Annotated in this window: 14 protein-coding genes, 1 pseudogene and 1 other annotated feature; of the genes and pseudogenes, 12 read left to right on the top strand and 3 right to left on the bottom strand. The window is 28.1% G+C overall.

Annotation, left to right across the window (positions count from 1 at the left end; all coding sequences use genetic code 11):
- Positions 1 to 60: 60 nt before the first annotated feature.
- Positions 61 to 3,666: a ZmpA/ZmpB/ZmpC family metallo-endopeptidase gene (locus BHW04_RS11410; RefSeq protein WP_302699716.1), complete on the top strand. Its 3,606-nt coding sequence runs from the start codon at positions 61 to 63 to the stop codon at positions 3,664 to 3,666.
- A 133-nt stretch (positions 3,667 to 3,799) separates the two neighbouring features.
- Here the strand turns inward: BHW04_RS11410 and BHW04_RS11405 are convergent, their stop codons facing one another.
- Positions 3,800 to 5,161: an MATE family efflux transporter gene (locus tag BHW04_RS11405; protein WP_302699714.1), complete on the bottom strand. Its 1,362-nt coding sequence runs from the start codon at positions 5,159 to 5,161 to the stop codon at positions 3,800 to 3,802.
- A gap of 257 nt (positions 5,162 to 5,418) precedes the next feature.
- A complete protein-coding gene (locus tag BHW04_RS11400; RefSeq protein ID WP_022212772.1) occupies positions 5,419 to 5,844 on the bottom strand; it encodes a ferritin-like domain-containing protein in 426 nt (141 codons plus the stop codon).
- A gap of 423 nt (positions 5,845 to 6,267) precedes the next feature.
- Here BHW04_RS11400 and BHW04_RS11395 point away from each other — a divergent pair, with 423 nt between their 5' ends.
- The 5 genes from BHW04_RS11395 to BHW04_RS11375 all read left to right on the top strand — a co-directional run bounded on the left by BHW04_RS11395 (position 6,268) and on the right by BHW04_RS11375 (position 12,115).
- The gene (locus BHW04_RS11395; RefSeq protein WP_302623368.1) at positions 6,268 to 6,972 is read left to right on the top strand and encodes a response regulator transcription factor; all 705 of its coding nucleotides are present in this window, start codon (positions 6,268 to 6,270) and stop codon (positions 6,970 to 6,972) included.
- Positions 6,947 to 9,103, top strand: coding sequence for a sensor histidine kinase (locus tag BHW04_RS11390; protein WP_302623369.1), 2,157 nt, complete (start codon positions 6,947 to 6,949; stop codon positions 9,101 to 9,103). The genes BHW04_RS11395 and BHW04_RS11390 overlap by 26 nt, the downstream gene beginning before the upstream one ends.
- A gap of 84 nt (positions 9,104 to 9,187) precedes the next feature.
- Positions 9,188 to 9,437 (top strand) — a binding site (T-box leader).
- Positions 9,438 to 9,573: 136 nt separating this feature from the next.
- Positions 9,574 to 10,059 carry an Lrp/AsnC family transcriptional regulator gene (locus BHW04_RS11385; protein WP_302623370.1) on the top strand — a complete coding sequence of 162 codons (486 nt, stop codon included), beginning with the start codon at positions 9,574 to 9,576 and terminating at the stop codon, positions 10,057 to 10,059.
- Entirely contained in the window at positions 10,056 to 11,222 is a 1,167-nt protein-coding gene (locus BHW04_RS11380) for an aminotransferase class I/II-fold pyridoxal phosphate-dependent enzyme (protein WP_302699711.1), read from the top strand. Before BHW04_RS11385 ends, BHW04_RS11380 begins: the two co-directional genes overlap by 4 nt.
- 26 nt (positions 11,223 to 11,248) lie before the next feature.
- Complete coding sequence (locus tag BHW04_RS11375) at positions 11,249 to 12,115, top strand: EamA family transporter (RefSeq protein WP_302699709.1); 867 nt, start codon at positions 11,249 to 11,251, stop codon at positions 12,113 to 12,115.
- A gap of 210 nt (positions 12,116 to 12,325) precedes the next feature.
- On the opposite strand, the gene BHW04_RS11370 is transcribed toward BHW04_RS11375, so the two are convergent.
- Positions 12,326 to 12,511 carry a hypothetical protein gene (locus BHW04_RS11370; RefSeq protein WP_302630973.1) on the bottom strand — a complete coding sequence of 62 codons (186 nt, stop codon included), beginning with the start codon at positions 12,509 to 12,511 and terminating at the stop codon, positions 12,326 to 12,328.
- 382 nt (positions 12,512 to 12,893) lie between these two features.
- On the opposite strand from BHW04_RS11370, the gene BHW04_RS11365 reads away from it, so the two are divergent.
- The 6 genes and pseudogenes from BHW04_RS11365 to BHW04_RS11340 form a co-directional block, all read left to right on the top strand.
- Positions 12,894 to 14,057, top strand: a complete 1,164-nt coding sequence (locus BHW04_RS11365) for an iron-containing alcohol dehydrogenase (protein ID WP_302699707.1) — start codon at positions 12,894 to 12,896, stop codon at positions 14,055 to 14,057.
- A gap of 142 nt (positions 14,058 to 14,199) precedes the next feature.
- Positions 14,200 to 14,328: a hypothetical protein gene (locus tag BHW04_RS11360; protein ID WP_302699705.1), complete on the top strand. Its 129-nt coding sequence runs from the start codon at positions 14,200 to 14,202 to the stop codon at positions 14,326 to 14,328.
- 29 nt (positions 14,329 to 14,357) lie between these two features.
- Positions 14,358 to 14,624, top strand: a complete 267-nt coding sequence (locus BHW04_RS11355; protein ID WP_302699703.1) for a PRD domain-containing protein — start codon at positions 14,358 to 14,360, stop codon at positions 14,622 to 14,624.
- A 111-nt stretch (positions 14,625 to 14,735) separates the two neighbouring features.
- A complete protein-coding gene (gene tnpA / locus BHW04_RS11350; protein ID WP_302699701.1) occupies positions 14,736 to 15,134 on the top strand; it encodes an IS200/IS605 family transposase in 399 nt (132 codons plus the stop codon).
- A gap of 8 nt (positions 15,135 to 15,142) precedes the next feature.
- Positions 15,143 to 16,231, top strand: a complete 1,089-nt coding sequence (gene tnpB / locus BHW04_RS11345) for an IS200/IS605 family element RNA-guided endonuclease TnpB (RefSeq protein ID WP_302699699.1) — start codon at positions 15,143 to 15,145, stop codon at positions 16,229 to 16,231.
- Positions 16,232 to 16,338: 107 nt separating this feature from the next.
- Positions 16,339 to 16,575 (top strand): annotated as a pseudogene (locus tag BHW04_RS11340) (family 1 glycosylhydrolase); the annotation flags it as partial.
- Positions 16,576 to 16,831 lie beyond the last annotated feature (256 nt).

The raw sequence follows: 16,831 nt of genomic DNA, 5'->3' as shown, positions 1-16,831 counted from the left end.
AAAGATATTAATAGTGTATTATAGGAATTATATTAAAGAATTATATTAGGGGGGTAACTAATGAAAAAATTATCGTTAAATAAAGGTGAGAAGATAATTAAATATGCTCTTAGAAAATACTCTTTTGGAGTAGTTTCAGTGGCAGTTTCAGTATGTTTTTTTACAGAAATAGCTTCAGCATCTATTTTAATTAATGAAAATACTTCTATACAAGAAACATACTCTACAAATGAGGATTTAAGTGAAAATATTACACAAAAAGAGGATTATGTAAGTGATGAATTAGATAAAAATTTTGTAGAAGAAGAAACATCTATAACTGAAAGCATTATTCAAGATGAAGTTATTGATGAAAAAGAAGATGAAGCTATTGAAGAATATGCTTTTAATGAAACTGTAGAAGAAAAAATTCAAAAAGTAAAACAAAGCTTTAAAGAAGTTAAATATGATGATTTATATACTATTTTAAATCCACATGTTTCATTATGGGATAAACAAGATGTTAAAAATCAATTAAAAAAAGAATTAGGAGTAGAACCAACTCAAGCTCAAATAAATGAACGACTTAAAAGTTTTTGTATGGATAAACTTGATTTAAGAAAAAGCTTTGAATATGTGCAAAATAATTTAGATACAATATTAAAGAAGTTATTTGATAATGACCCATATTTTTCATCTCAATATATTATTAGTAAAAGAAATGAAATATTAATAGCATTATCTTATTTAGAGAGAAATTATAGTTTTGATTTTAAAGGTGAAGTTGCAAAGGATTTAATTTTATATAATTATCCACAAAGTTTAAGTGGATTTTCAGCATTAATGGATATAGGTGAAGTGAGTTTTTCAGATTTAGAGCTTAAAAATACTGCAAAGACTTATGAAAAGAAAATTGCACCAATTACTAAAGATAATACTATTTTTGATTTTATAGAAAGTTCTTTAAATAAATATTATCCATCTATTAGTGCTAGTGAGTGGTTTAAAGATAGAAGTAATGCTTATATTGTTGAAGCTAAAAGTAGTAATCAAAATATAGATACTTCTTTTTACAATAAAATGAAAAATGATCCTAAATTAAGTGATCATTTAATTCCATTATTATCTCTTAGTCAAGATAATATTTATGTTATTAGCACAATGAGCACAGTGAGTTATGGGTTGGTAGATACATATGTTGATAGAAAAGAAAGTAATTATAATGAGTCAAAAAGAAAATTTGAAGCTGATTTACAAGAAACAGCTAATAAGCAAGAAGAATTTTTAGATTTTTGGTATCGTATTAGTAATAAGAGAGATACACTTTTAAATGGAAATAATATTATTATAATTGATACTATGAGAAAATATGGTGAAGGAAGTACAAGAGATTTATGGGCTCCTAAGTATGGTGAAACATTAAGTGGGGTTCGTGAGTTTATTACTCCTCTTGATTTTTATTCTAATTATATGTTTGTAGATGGAGAAGCATCAGGAGATAATTTAGTTAAATTATATTTATCAAAAACATTAACTGATAGAGGACAATCTACTTATACACATGAATTAACACATTTATTAGATAAAAAAGTTTGGCTTAACGGATATGGTAGGAGAACTGGTAAAGGTGCAGAAACTTTTGCTACAGGAATGTTTGAAAGTTTAAATAATACAGTTGGATTATCTGAATATGAGCCAATATTTAATTTAAATTTAGCATATAAGTTAGGAGAAGGAAGAGTACAAAATGCTTCACCTAATAGATTTATGCAAGAATCTGACTTAAAAGATTATATGCAAGGATTAATGGATGTTATATATACATTAGATTATGCTGAAGCAATATCATCATTAAGAAGAACTAATTCAGAAAAAGCAATATTATTTAATCAATTGGAATTAACACCAGAAAAAGCTCCTAATACTGAAAATAAAAGCAATGATACATTTAAGCATATAGATGAAAGTATTGCAAGTACTTTAAACACAATTGATGATTTAATTGAAAAAAATATTGTATCAGGAAGACTAAAATTTAAAGGTAATGCAACTGTAGGAACAACTGAGCAAAATGGATATTACGTTGCACCATTATTAGAGCCAATATATGCAGGTATTCAAAATGATGAAGGTTCAACAGGGGAGATAACATTTAAAAGATATGCATATGAATTATTAGCTGAATATGGATATAGTGAAGGTATGGTTTCATATGTTTCTAATAAATATTCAAATGATAAGGAAGCATTAAATGCTATTTTAGATTCTAAATATAATGGAAGCTTAACTGAATTTAAAAAGGATATGTTTAAACGTAGAATTGATAAGCTATCAGATTTAAAAGAAACAGACTACTTCAAAAATTATGAAGAATTACAACAGTTAATGAATGAAGCAGTAGAAAAAGATTTAAAGATGATGGAAAGTAATAAAACTAATTCACAACCAATGGCTCAGAATGTAAAAGAAGTACAAAAATTAAAAACAAAGATTTTACAATGGTATTTAGTAAATACTAATGATTTTACAACATCTATATATAATTCTAAAGTTATTGTATCAGAAGATAAAGAAGTAACAGAAACAGAGATTCCTATAGAAGTTATTAATAGAGAAGACTCAAATTTATGGGAAGATGAAACACGTACAGAACCTGGAATATCAGGAAGTATTAGAACAACTAAGATATGGAGAACAGAAAATGGTGTTCGTGTAGGAGATCCAATAATAAATCAAGAAATTATTAGAGAAATGGTTCCAACTATTATTTATAAAGGAACTAAAAAGATTTATGATGAAATTGTTAAAGTGGATGACAATGTAGAAATTCCAATTATAGAAAAAGTAATAGAAGATCCTAATTTATATATTGGAGAAGAAAAAAGAGTAGAAGGAAAAGCTGGTATTAAAAAGGTAACAACAATTCAAAAAACAAATAAAGGACAACCAGTAGGAGATCCAATAATAAATCAAGAAATTATTATAGAAATGGTTCCAACTATTATTTATAAAGGAACTAAAGCTTTACCAACACAAAATGAAATATATCCAGCAGAAGTGATTAATGGTAACTTAGAATGCTACGATGATGAAATTGATTTAGCGTCAGTTATTTTAGATAATATTACAATAAATGATAATTCAGTTAATGTAAGAAAAGAAATAATAGGAGATATTCCAACTACTGTGGGAGAGCATACTGTTATTGTTAGAGTAACTTATGAAGATAATAGTTACAAAGATGTTAATGTATCTGTTAGAATAAGAAGTAAACAAGATAGACCAAATACAGATAATAAACCAGGTGATGATAGTAATAAACCAAATGAAGATAACAAGCCAAATGTAGATAACAATAAACCAAATGAAGATAACAAGCCGAATGTAGATAACAATAAACCAAATTCAAATAATTCTACCAATGGCTCAAGTAATAATAAAAAAGATGATGTAAGTAGTGATAATAATAAACCAAATGAAAATGATTCAGAAACTGTGGATAAAGATAATTCAAATAATTATGTAGAGGTTAAGCCTAATACTGGAAACTCAAATATAGGTAATTCTGAAGATAAAAAATCACAAACAAAATTACCACAAACAGGTGTTGAAGGTTCTTTAACAATGTTAGGATTATTATCATTATCTATTGGTAGTGCTCTATCTTTCAGAAAAAAGAAGAAATAATTTTAAATAATTAAGATATATTATAAAGAGGTTGTATTAAAAGAATATTTAATACTAGCTAAAAAAGGGAATTCGTATTTGAATTCCCTTTTTGTATATAATGTAATTATAAAGTAGTTAAAATATAGTACAACTAAGCAATTTTTTCTAACTGCATTTTATCAAGTTGTTTAAATTCTTTTTTTAGTAATATTAACGTTATAATAACTGAAAGTGAGTCAGCACAAGCGCCAGCTGCCCAAACACCATCTAATCCAATAAACTTAGGTAAGATTATTGTAAATGGAATTAATAATATTACTTGCCTTAAAAGACTTACAAACATAGATATTTTAGCTTTACCAATTGATTGATAGTAACTTGTGGCAACAATATTTATTCCTACTACAGGCATCATTAATAAATATATTCTAATTCCTTTTATTGCTAATGTAGTTAATTCAGGATCACTATTAAATAAACTGATGATTTGTGTAGGGAAGCATTGAATTGATACAAAACCAATAATACATATTACACAGGCTGCAATAGTAGCGTATTTAAATGCTTCTTTAGCTCTTTCATATTTTTTAGCACCATAATTAAATCCGATAATAGGCTGGCACCCTTGATTTATACCAAATATAGGCATCATAAATATTATATTTAATGAACTTATTACTGTCATAGCACCAATTGCTAAATCACTACCATAAGTTTTTAAGGCATTATTAGCAATAACTTGAACTAAACTAGTAGCTATTTGTGTAGCAAATGGAGCTATTCCAATGGCAAAAGTCATAGTTACTAGGTGTTTTTTTAATTTAAAGTTTTCAATTTTTAACTTTAAGTTTGAATTACCAGCTGTGTAGTAATATAAAATTATAAAGAAAGTAATAGCTTGTGAAATAATAGTTGCTAAAGCAGCACCTTTAACTCCTAGATTAAGTACAAAGATAAATAGATAATCTAGTATAATGTTAGCACCACAGCCAATTACCATGGTTATGGAAGACATTTTAGGATTTCCATCAGCTCTTACTGTACTGTTTAAAGCAAATGAAAGAATATTAAATGTACATCCAAGCAAAATTATACCTATATATTCTTTTGCATAAAATAGTGTATTTTCACTGGCACCAAAAAGATTTAGAATAGGGTTAGCGAAGATAGTTCCAGTTATTGCAATAGCTAGTCCTACTATTATACTTAAAGTAAAAGCATTTCCCAAAAGCTTTTCAGCTGTAGTTCTATTTCCTTTTCCTAAATTAAGGGAGATATTAGCAGTAGTACCAATACCAATAAGCATACCAAAGGCTAGCACTATTGTCATAATTGGCATAGTAATACCTACACCAGTTATTGCTAGTGAACCTATATCAGGTATATTTCCGATGAACATTCTATCAACAATGTTATATAGGGCATTTACTACCATACCAATGATGGCTGGAATAGAATATTGTAATAACAACTTTCCAATAGGTGCATCACCAAGATGTTTTTGATTACTCATAAGTTGTCCTCCTATTTATGTATTATATTGTTTGTAATCTTTTGTAAAAATATTAATTATTCAACATCAATATTAAATTTATTAAACTCTTTTGATAAAAAAGATTCCATTCAATAAAGATACTTGTACATTATAGAGAAAAATATTTGCAAATACAACCTTTTTTTATTATGAGTTACGGGTTATAAATTAAGAATAATAAAAATAGCCTAGCATAGGATATTATAGCTAAGGCTATTTTACATTAAAGGTTATAATTATAAGCGATTAAGCATTCCATGAAGCATACTTGCATGTCTTGCTTCATCTCTTGCAGCATGATCAATAAATGTATAAAGTTCCTCAAGTCCGGCAGCTTTTGCTTTTTGAGCTAATTCAGCTTTTAATTTGTTGGCACCAATTTCACCATTCATCATATTTGTAAGATTAGTTTTAGTACAGTCAGATACTCTACCAGTAAGTTCTGCATATTGAGCTGCATGTTCAGCTTCTTCCCAAGCAATAACTTTAAGTACTTCTGCAATTTCAGGATAACCTGAACGTTGAGCAACTCTAGCCATTGCTAAGTAAAGTCCTACTTCAGCAGTTTCTCCATTAAATTGACCATTAAGGCTATTTTTTAATTCTTCATTATCCTTAGCAACACCAAGTTGGTTTTCAATTACAAAACTTAATTTTTCCATAATATCATTCTCCTTTTATACTTAATAGATAGGTTGTTGAATAAATAAAATTTGCAAAAAATAGTTATTCAACAATCTATTAATAATAAATAGTATTACCAAAATAGTTATTTTTAAATTAGCAAGTTATAGATATTTCCAGAACTGTGGTAAATACATTACAAAATAATTGTTGTGAAAGGTATTGGAGTAATACTGGAGCTATGGATGAAGTAGCTTGCAGTTTTTTTTATTTAGAATTTCTTTAGAAATATTAATCTTTTTTCTTAAGTTTTATCCTTTATTATATAATTATACTAAGAAAAGGAGAGTGAACCAATGGAAGGTAATACTATAATTCAATACTTAGCACAATATGGAACATTATTTATATTCATTTATAATAGAGTTAGTTAATAATGTTTTAATGAAAGAAGGAGTTTTATGAATTCATATAGTATTTTAATAGTTGAAGACGAAATTGATATAGCTAGAGCAATAGAAGCTTACTTAAATAATCAAGGATATAAGACTTTTATGGCAGGTAATGGTATAGAGGGGTTAGAGGTTTTAAGCAACGAAGAAATACATTTAGCTATAGTGGATGTAATGATGCCCAAGATGGATGGTATAACTTTTGTTATGAAGCTTAGAGAAAAATATGATTTTCCAGTAATAATGTTATCAGCAAAATCAGAAGAAGTTGATAAAATAATGGGCCTTAATATAGGAGCAGATGATTATGTTACTAAGCCATTTAGACCATTAGAGCTTTTAGCAAGGGTAAATTCACATTTAAGAAGATACTCAAGATTTTTAAATATGGTAAAGCATGAAGAGGAAAATACCAATGTATTTGAAGTTGGTGGTTTAGAACTTAATACTGATACTAAGGAAGTAATTCTTGATGGTAAAAGTATAAGGATGACACCTAGTGAGTTTAAAATTCTTGAATTACTTATAAGAAATCCAGGTAGGGTTTTTTCAGCTGAGGAAATATATGAAAGAGTATGGAATGAACAGGCTATTAATACAGATACAATAATGGTTCATGTGAGAAATATAAGAGAAAAAATAGAAATTAATCCGAAAAAACCAAAATATTTAAAGGTGGTGTGGGGAGTTGGATATAAACTTGAAAAGCAATGATAAAAAAGAAAATAAGATTTTAACTAGTTTAATAATATTATTAACATTATTTATAGCAGCCATAGGAATGTTTAAAACATATCCTTTTATAAGTAAATTAGCAAAGGATACATCATATAATTATTTAGAAAACTATGATTTTGCTAAGATATTAATAGAATCTAGTTATGCATTAGATTATAAAATTAAAAACCAAAATAGTGAAGAAATAAAAGAACCTAAAGATATATTTATAGATAAAAATAGCATGAACTATTTTTATGACGGTAATGAAGAATCATATAAAGATGAAGTATATTACAGATTTAATGAGGACTTTAATGAATGGATTTCAAATTTAAAATGGAGTTTAGTTAATCTTCAATATTTTGCTTTAGATAGGAAAAGTGGTTTAACTAGTACAAATATCAGTGATAGTATTACCGTTAAAGAGGATAAAACCATAGATTTATCTGCAATGGATATGGATAAATATAGATTTACTGTAGTACTTAATTTTGATGAAAATGGGAATATTTCTTTAAGTGATGTTAAGGGAGTTAATGCGAATACTATATCATCAACTATGTATGATTATAAAGATATTATTGAAGGTGAAGCATCTCAAATTATAAGTCCTATTAGAAATATGACTTATGTATTTGCTATACAAAATGAACTAATGTATTCGGATAATCTTTCATTGAATATAGATAATGCTTTATATTATGGTTATAACAGTTATGGAACATTAATTAGTGCAGGTGTTATAGCTATAATACTATTAATAGCTTTAATATTCCCATATAAGAAGGTTAAAGATTTTAATATTTTAAAAATACCATTTGAAATTTGGTTCATTATTATAAGTTGTGATATAGCATTATGGATTGCAGCAGCTGAAAGTATGATAAGGGTATCGTATTTAAAGGAGTTACCTATAATAAAGAATCAGATAGTATCTGAGGGCATGGTAAGTACATTTAATATAGCTGTATGGTTTGGAATTTTTGCCATAGCTTTCTTTGGAATGACAGTAATAAAATCAATGTTTAAAATTGGATTTAAAGAATATTTTAAGAGCAGAAGTATCATAGGTAGAATATTAGTTTGGATATTTAGATATCTTAAGAAGACTATAAATTATGTAACAGAAATAAATTTAGAGGAAAATAACAATAAGTATATTTTAAAGCTTGTATTAATAAATGCAGCTATATTATTAATTTTATCTTTTATTTGGTTCTTTGGAATTCCATTTATAATCATATATTCGGTAATATTATTTATTTTAATTAGAAAATATGTAAATGATATTAGTGGAAAATATAAGATACTAACAGAAGCTACCAATGAAATAGCAGAAGGAAACCTTGATGTAAAGATGGAAGAAGATTTAGGTGTATTTAATCCATTTAAGGATAATTTAGAAAAAATACAAGGGGGATTTAAGAAAGCAGTACAAGAAGAAGTTAAAAGTCAAAGAATGAAGACTGATTTAATTTCTAATGTTTCGCATGATTTAAAGACTCCTCTTACAGCAATAATAACTTATGTTGATCTTTTAAAAGATGAAAATTTAAGCCAGGAAAAGCGTAAGCAATATATAGAAATAGTGGATAGAAAGTCACAAAGATTACAGAATCTTATTGAAGATTTATTCGAAATGAGTAAAGCAAGTAGTGGAAATATAACATTAAATATCGAGGAGATAGATATTGTTTCACTAATGAAGCAAACACTACTTGAATTAGATGATAAAATTAAAGCTTCATCATTAACATTTAAAAATAATTTTCCAGAAGAAAAGGTAGTGCTTCAATTAGATAGCCAATGTACTTTTAGAATCTTTGAAAATATTATTATAAATGCAACAAAATATGCTATGGCAAATAGTAGGGTATATTTAGATATAATAGAAAGAGAAGATAATGTAGAAGTTATAATGAAAAATATGGCGGCAGAAGAAATAGATTTTAATACTAATGAAATAGTGGAAAGATTTGTTCGTGGTGATGAATCTAGAAATACTGAAGGTTCAGGATTAGGTCTTGCCATTGCAAAAAGCTTTGTAGAATTACAAGGTGGAAGCTTTAAAATTGAAGTTGATGGTGATTTATTTAAGGTAATAATGAATTTTAAAAAGAATTAAGAGATGGATATAGCAAAATGTAAATAAAATATCATTGACTTACAATTGGTTATATTAGATAATTAATATATAGATAAAATCATAATAAAGATAGTGATGAGGAAGAGTATTTAAAGATATTATTTTTAGAGAGCTAAGGTTTGGTGAGACTTAGTAATGATTCTTTTTAGAAGCAGCCTTTGAATTGCTTAACTGAGAACTAAGTTTAGAGCTTAATGTAGGTTGAGACGTTACCTTTACGTTATAAAAGGAGAAATGATTATTATTTCTACTGAGTGAACAATTTATGTTGTTTATGAGGGTGGTACCGCGGAATTACAGCTTCGTCCCTTTTTAAGGGATGAGGCTTTTTTGTATAGAAAAAGAAATAAGTTTTTATGGCTTTAAAAAGTTTAGGTATAAGATAATTTTGGAAGAGGCTTAGCTATTATAGAATAAAATAAACATTTATTTAATTTGGAGGTATAAAATTGGAAGAAATTTTAGAGATATTGGAGAAGAATTTTAGGTATACCGATGAGCAGATTGCAGTTATGGCTGGCAAGACTGTTGAAGAGGTAAGAGAGGCAATACAAGATTATGAAGAAAAAAGTATTATTGCAGGATATACAACACTGATAAATTGGGAAAATACAGGGAAGGAAGTTGTTACAGCATTAATACAGGTGAAGGTTACTCCTCAAAGGGGAGAAGGGTTTGATAAGGTTGCAGAGAGAATATATAGATATGATCAGGTACAAGCGTGCTATCTAATGTCTTCTGGTGGTTTTGATTTAACTGTTATAGTGGAAGGAAAGACCATGAAAGAGGTGGCTACTTTTGTAGCGCAAAAGTTAGCAGTACTTGATAATGTAGATGGAACAGCAACGCATTTCGTATTAAAGAAGTATAAGGACCATGGAACAATATTTAAGGAAAAGAAGAATACTGATAATAGGGAGGCTATATTTATATGATACTAGAAAATATGATTAGGAAAGAAGTAAAGGAGATGCCACCTTCAGGAATAAGAAAGTTTTTTGATATAGTAAATGAAATGGAGGATGTTATTTCATTAGGTGTTGGAGAGCCGGATTTTGTTACACCATGGAATATAAGAGAAGCTGGTATATACTCATTAGAGCAAGGAGATACGCACTACTCTTCTAATGCCGGATTTATTGAGTTAAGAGAAGAAATAGCTAAATATTTAAAAAGAAGATTTGATTTGTCATATAACCCATCAGATGAAATACTTGTTACAGTGGGAGGAAGTGAAGGAATAGATATTGCTTTAAGGGCATTGGTTGGTCCAGGTGATGAAGTTCTTATTCCAGAGCCAAGTTTTGTGGCATATAAGGGTTGTACTACATTTACAGGTGCTAAAGCAAATGTATTAGAGTTAAAAGTAGAAAATGATTTTAAGCTAACAGCTGATGAACTTGAAGAAGCTATTACAGAAAAGACAAAGGTAGTTATCATACCTTTTCCTAACAATCCAACAGGAGCAATAATGACTAGAGAAGAATTGGAGCCTATTGTGGAAGTTTTAAAGAAAAAAGATGTAATAGTTATATCAGATGAAATATATGCAGAACTTACTTATAATAAGGAACATGTATCTATTGCCAGTTTCCCAGAGATAAAAGATAAAACTCTTGTGATTAATGGTTTCTCAAAGGCTTATGCTATGACAGGATGGAGACTGGGATATGCTTGTGGAAACAAGGTATTAATAGATGCAATGAAAAAAATACATCAATATGCAATAATGTGTTCACCAACGACAGCACAATTTGCAGCTATTGAAGCATTGAGAAATGGTGATGAAAGCGTTAGTGAAATGGTAAAGGAATATAATAGAAGAAGAAGAGTGCTTGTAGATGGATTTAGAAAGTTAGGGTTTGAATGTTTTGAGCCTTTAGGTGCATTTTATGTATTTCCATGTATTAAGTCTACAGGGCTTTCATCAGAAGAATTTTGTGAGAAGCTTCTTTTAAAAGAAAAAATACTTGCTGTGCCAGGTAATGCTTTTGGTGATTGTGGAGAAGGATTTATTAGAGCTTGCTACGCATCATCAATGGAAAATATTTATGAAGCACTTAGAAGAATAGAGCGCTTCGTTAAAGAAGGCTTTTAATTAAAAAATGATTGGAGGTGAAAGAAATGTGGATTTTATACGCCTTTGGGTCGGCACTTTTTGCAGGTGCAACATCAATACTTGCCAAAATAGGTATTGAAGATGTGGATTCTCACGTAGCAACAGCATTAAGAACCATTGTAGTTCTTATTTTTTCATGGCTGATGGTATTTATTGTAGGATCTCAAAGCCAACTTGTAGACATAAGTATTAAGAGCTATATATTTTTAATATTATCTGGTATGGCCACAGGAGCATCGTGGCTATGCTATTTTAAAGCACTTCAGCTTGGTGATGTTAATAAGGTGGTACCAATAGATAAATCCAGCACCATTTTAACAATGGTACTAGCGTTTATCTTCTTAAATGAAGATATAACCGTACCAATGGTAATTGGAATGATAGCAATAGGTCTAGGAACATATTTAATGATTCAAAAGAAGGAAGAAGATCAAAAGGAAGTTAAAAATAAGGCATGGCTTATATATGCAGTGCTATCAGCAGTATGTGCTTCACTTACTTCTATATTAGCGAAAATTGGTATTGAAAATGTAGAATCAAATTTAGGAACAGCTATTAGAACTATAGTAGTACTTATGATGGCATGGCTTATTGTATTTTTACAAAAAAAACATGGACAAGTAAAGAAAATAAGTAAAAAAAGCTTACTGTTTATTGGATTGTCAGGAATTGCCACAGGAGCATCTTGGCTTTGCTATTATAAAGCTCTTCATGATGGTTTAGCATCTATTGTTGTACCTATAGATAAGTTGAGTATTTTAGTGACAGTAGCTTTTGCATATATATTTTTAAAGGAAAAACTTTCTAAAAAGTCAGCAGCAGGACTTATTTTAATAACAGTAGGAACATTAAGTTTGTTAATAAAGATATAGAAATAATTAGGATATTATAAATAAGGTATAAATGATAGAATTTATGAAGATTAAAAGAATATATTAAGGAGCAAAACTTTACTATATGCGTTGACGGTTTTAATGGCTTCAAGGAAACTATCGGAGCCACTTTCCCATTTGCTAAAATACAAAGGCGTATAAAGAATCTAACTTTTTTATAGTATGTTTAATTATAAATTTTAAAATTATTTAATTTTTTATCCTATGATATATGATGGGAATCATAGTTGAAGCTATAACATAACAAGTAATTATTTTTTTGCCAAATTCAATATTAAAATTATTTTTAAAAACAGATGGAGAAATAATAATACTAATTCCAATTAAAATCCAAATAAAGTATATAAAAGTTGAAATTTTTATCTTTTTTTTCATTCTTTAAAAACCTCCTTAATTATTATTATCTGACTTATGGACAGGCTAAGCTCATTTCTACCTTAAAGAATTCTACTCTATTTCTTTAAGTAAATAATCAATTCAAAGTTCTACTATTCATTTTTCTTAATTAATTATATAATAAAACATTTAAAAAAAATGCGAAATATTGTCTAAGGGAGTTAATGGTAAAGTCACTATTAATAATTAGTGTGAAAGTTATTGGATTAACTAAAAGAATTTGTTAAAAAAGTATTTGACTTAGAGTTAACTTCAACTGGTATACTAAACTTAAGTTATTTAAATAGATATAGGTATTGGGAAAATACTAAAGTTTATTTAGGTATAAATAAAGATATATTGAAAATATAGGAGGAAGATTATGTTATTTGATTTTATTTATTATAACCCAACAAGAATACATTTTGGGAAGGATTCTTTAAATCAGTTAAAAGGGGAGCTTGAAAGTTATGGAGAAACAATACTTTTAATATATGGAAAGAACTCTATAAAGAAAATAGGTTTATATGATGAAATAGTTAAGATTTTAAATGAGGGAGGAAAAAAGATTATAGAGCTTTCTGGGGTTATGTCAAACCCTACTTATAGTAAAGTTTTAGAAGGTGGAAAGCTTGTTCGTGAGAATAATGTAGATCTTATATTAGCAGTTGGTGGTGGATCTGTAATAGATTGTGCTAAAGCAATTTCAGTTGCAGCTTATTGTGAAGGAGATGCCTTTACAAGATATTGGATTAATTTTGAACCAGTTAATAATAAAATTGTACCAGTAGGATCTGTTTTAACAATGGTTGGTACTGGTTCAGAAATGAATGGTGGCTCAGTTATTACTAATGAAGAATTAAAACTTAAAAATGGTAGAGTATATCCATCAGAAGTATATCCAAAGTTCTCAATCTTAAATCCTGAGTATACTTTTTCAGTTCCACAATATCAAATGGTAAGTGGTATATTTGATATTATGTCACATCTTATGGAGCAATATTTCTCAGGAAATGATAATAATACTACTGATTATGTAATTGAAGGGCTTCTTCGTTCAGTGATAGATAATGCAAGAGTGGCTATTAAAAATCCAAATGATTATGAAGCTAGAAGTAATATTATGTGGAGTGCTACCCTTGCTCTTAATACTATGGCTGGTCTTGCAAAAGAGCAAGATTGGGAAGTGCATATGATTGAACATCAATTAGGTGCTTATACTGATTGTGCACATGGTATGGGATTAGCAGCAATTTCTATTCCATATTATAATTATATTTATACTTATGGTTTAGATAAATTTGTTAGATTTGCTAAGGAAGTATGGCATGTATCACCAGAAGGTAAAACTAAGGATGAGATTGCTAAAGAAGGTCTTGTAGCCTTAGAATCATTTATTAAAGAATGTGGTATGGTTACTTCTCTTAGGGACCTTGGAGCAACAAAAGAAATGTTACCACTTATAGCAAACTCTACAGTGTTAGGTGGAGGATATAAAAAACTTACGGCAGAAGATATTTTAACAATTTTAGAAGCTTGTTATTAATTATAGAGATTAGAAAGAAATTTTTGATGAAAAAAGAATTTATTAATATCATTTAATAATGTTTACATAGGATGATATACTAAAAATAAGTTAAGAGATAGTCTATTTATGGATTGTTACTGGTAAGCAGGCAAAACCTAAATTGATAGTAATATTATGGTTAGCTATAAAACTAACTTTGGTTGCTATTGATTTAGGTTTTTTTAGTGATGAATATATTATTATTGCTATTATTTTAGTACAACATCAATATAGAAAGAAAAAAATATAATTATATTGTTAAAAAGGATAATAAAGGTTATGAAAATATATAAAGTTTTAAATAATAATAATTTAAATGACAAGTTTCTTAAATTAATTAATGATATACCATTAGAATGTATTGAAGTTGCCGAAGAAATAATCCAATATGCTGAATCAAAGCTTGAAACAACATTAAACGAAAATATTTATTTAACACTTACTGATCATATTAGTTTTACTATTAATAGATATAAAAATAATATGGAAATGAAAAATTCAATGTTATGGGATATAAAAAGATTACATAAGCAGGAGTTTAACTAAATGTGCGAAATTCTCTCATCCTCTTTAGGTGGGAGATGTATAGCACTTGACGATAGTCAACAATAGTAGTACAATATAATCAGTAGTAAATAATAGAAATGAGGAATATAAATGGATTTAGATACTAATAATCATTCAGTATTCAAGTTATCATATCATTTAGTATTGGTTATAAAATACCGTAGAAAAGTAATTGATGATGATATATCCAAACGACTAAAAGAAATATTTGAGTATATTTCACCTAAGTATAACGTAACTTTAGAAGAATGGAATCATGATACAGACCATGTTCACTTACTTTTTAGAGGTTCACCAAACACCGAAATATCTAAATTCCTAAATGCTTATAAATCAGCAAGTAGTAGACTTATAAAAAAGGAATATCCACTTATAAAAAAGCAACTATGGAAAGAATATTTTTGGAGTAGAAGTTATTGTTTATTAACTACTGGGGGAGCACCTATTGAAGTAGTAAGAAAGTATATTGAAAGTCAAGGAATGAAATGAGTGAAATAATGTTAAAGACTTATAAATACAGAATATATCCTAATTTAGAACAAAGAGAATATCTTGTTAAAACTTTTGGGTGTACTAGATTTATATATAATCAAATGTTAGCTGATAGAATTAAATCTTACGAAGAAAATAAAGATTTAGATATTAAAGCTATAAAATATCTTAAACCAGCTCAATACAAGAAAGAATATGAGTGGTTAAAAGAAGTTGACAGTTTAGCTTTAGCTAATGCTCAAATGAACTTAGATAAAGCCTACAAAAACTTCTTTAGAGATAAGTCAGTAGGATTTCCTAAATTTAAGTCTAAGAAAACTAATAGATTTAGTTATACAACCAATAATCAAAATGGGACTATATACATTGATAATGGTTATATAAAAATTCCAAAATTAAAATCTAAAATAAAAATAGTTTTGCATAGACAATTCAAAGGATTAATTAAATCTGCAACAATTTCTAAAACGACAAGTAATCAATACTATATTTCTATCTTAGTAGATACTGAAAATATTAAACTGCCAAAGAGTAATAATAAAATAGGTGTTGACCTTGGGTTAAAAGAGTTTGCTATATGCTCCAATGGAGATAGGTTTGATAATCCGAAAAGTCTTAGAAAATCTGAAAAGAAATTAGCTAAATTACAAAAAGGGTTGAGTAGAAAAGTTAAAGGGAGTAATAACAGATATAAAGCAAGATTAAAAGTGGCGAAGCTTCATCAAAGAATAGCTAATCAAAGAAAAGATTTTTTGCATAAATTATCAACTAAAATTATTAGCGAAAACCAAACAATAGTTTTAGAAGATTTGAGAGTAAAAAACATGATGCAAAATCATAAATTAGCTAAGGCGATTAGTGAAGTAAGCTGGTCAGAATTTAGGACAATGTTAGAATATAAAGCTAATTGGTATGGTAAAGAGATAATAATAGCTCCATCTAATTACGCAAGTTCTCAACTATGTTCTAAGTGTGGCTATAAAAATAAAGAAGTAAAGAATTTAGCATTAAGAAATTGGACTTGTCCGAGTTGTGGTGCTAACCACGATAGAGATATAAATGCTAGTATAAATCTACTGAAATTAGCAATGTAATTTTGGTATTATATTGAGGTAGGAACTACCTTGTTAGCTTGGGTAAACTTGTACTGTTGGGTATATTGACCAAGAAGCTCCCACTTCTATAAGTGGCGAGTAGTTCACGAGAACACGTAAAAGCTATGAAAGAAGCTATTGCTGATGGTGTAAATCTTATAGGATATACTTCATGGGGATGCATAGATTTAGTATCAGCATCAACAGGGGAAATGAGCAAAAGATATGGATTCATTTATGTAGATAAAGATAATGAAGGTAATGGAACATTGGAAAGAAGAAAGAAAAAAAGCTTTTACTGGTATAAAAAAGTAATTGAATCTAATGGAGAAAAACTTGAATAATAATGAATGATGAACTAATGAGTGTTATGTAATATATGAATAAATAAGTTTTTCTTGTATTAGTATTATAGATATGTTATATTAAATGAGCAGTTGGTACGTAAAGTGCTGATAAATGATAGAGACTGGTTTGTCCTCGCCGGGTTACCAGTCTCTATTTTTTTAAAGTACAGGAAAGTATAAAATTTTCGATGGCTGAAAGTTAGATGTTATCTAGCTTTCAGCCTTTAAATATGTTAAATTTATTAATTATAAA

This window comes from Clostridium sp. 29_15, from assembly GCF_001916075.1.
GTDB classification, from domain to species: Bacteria; Bacillota; Clostridia; order Clostridiales; family Clostridiaceae; genus Clostridium; species Clostridium lentum.
The sequence above is the reverse complement of the archived record's forward strand: the minus strand, read 5'-3'. Positions and strand labels throughout refer to the sequence as shown.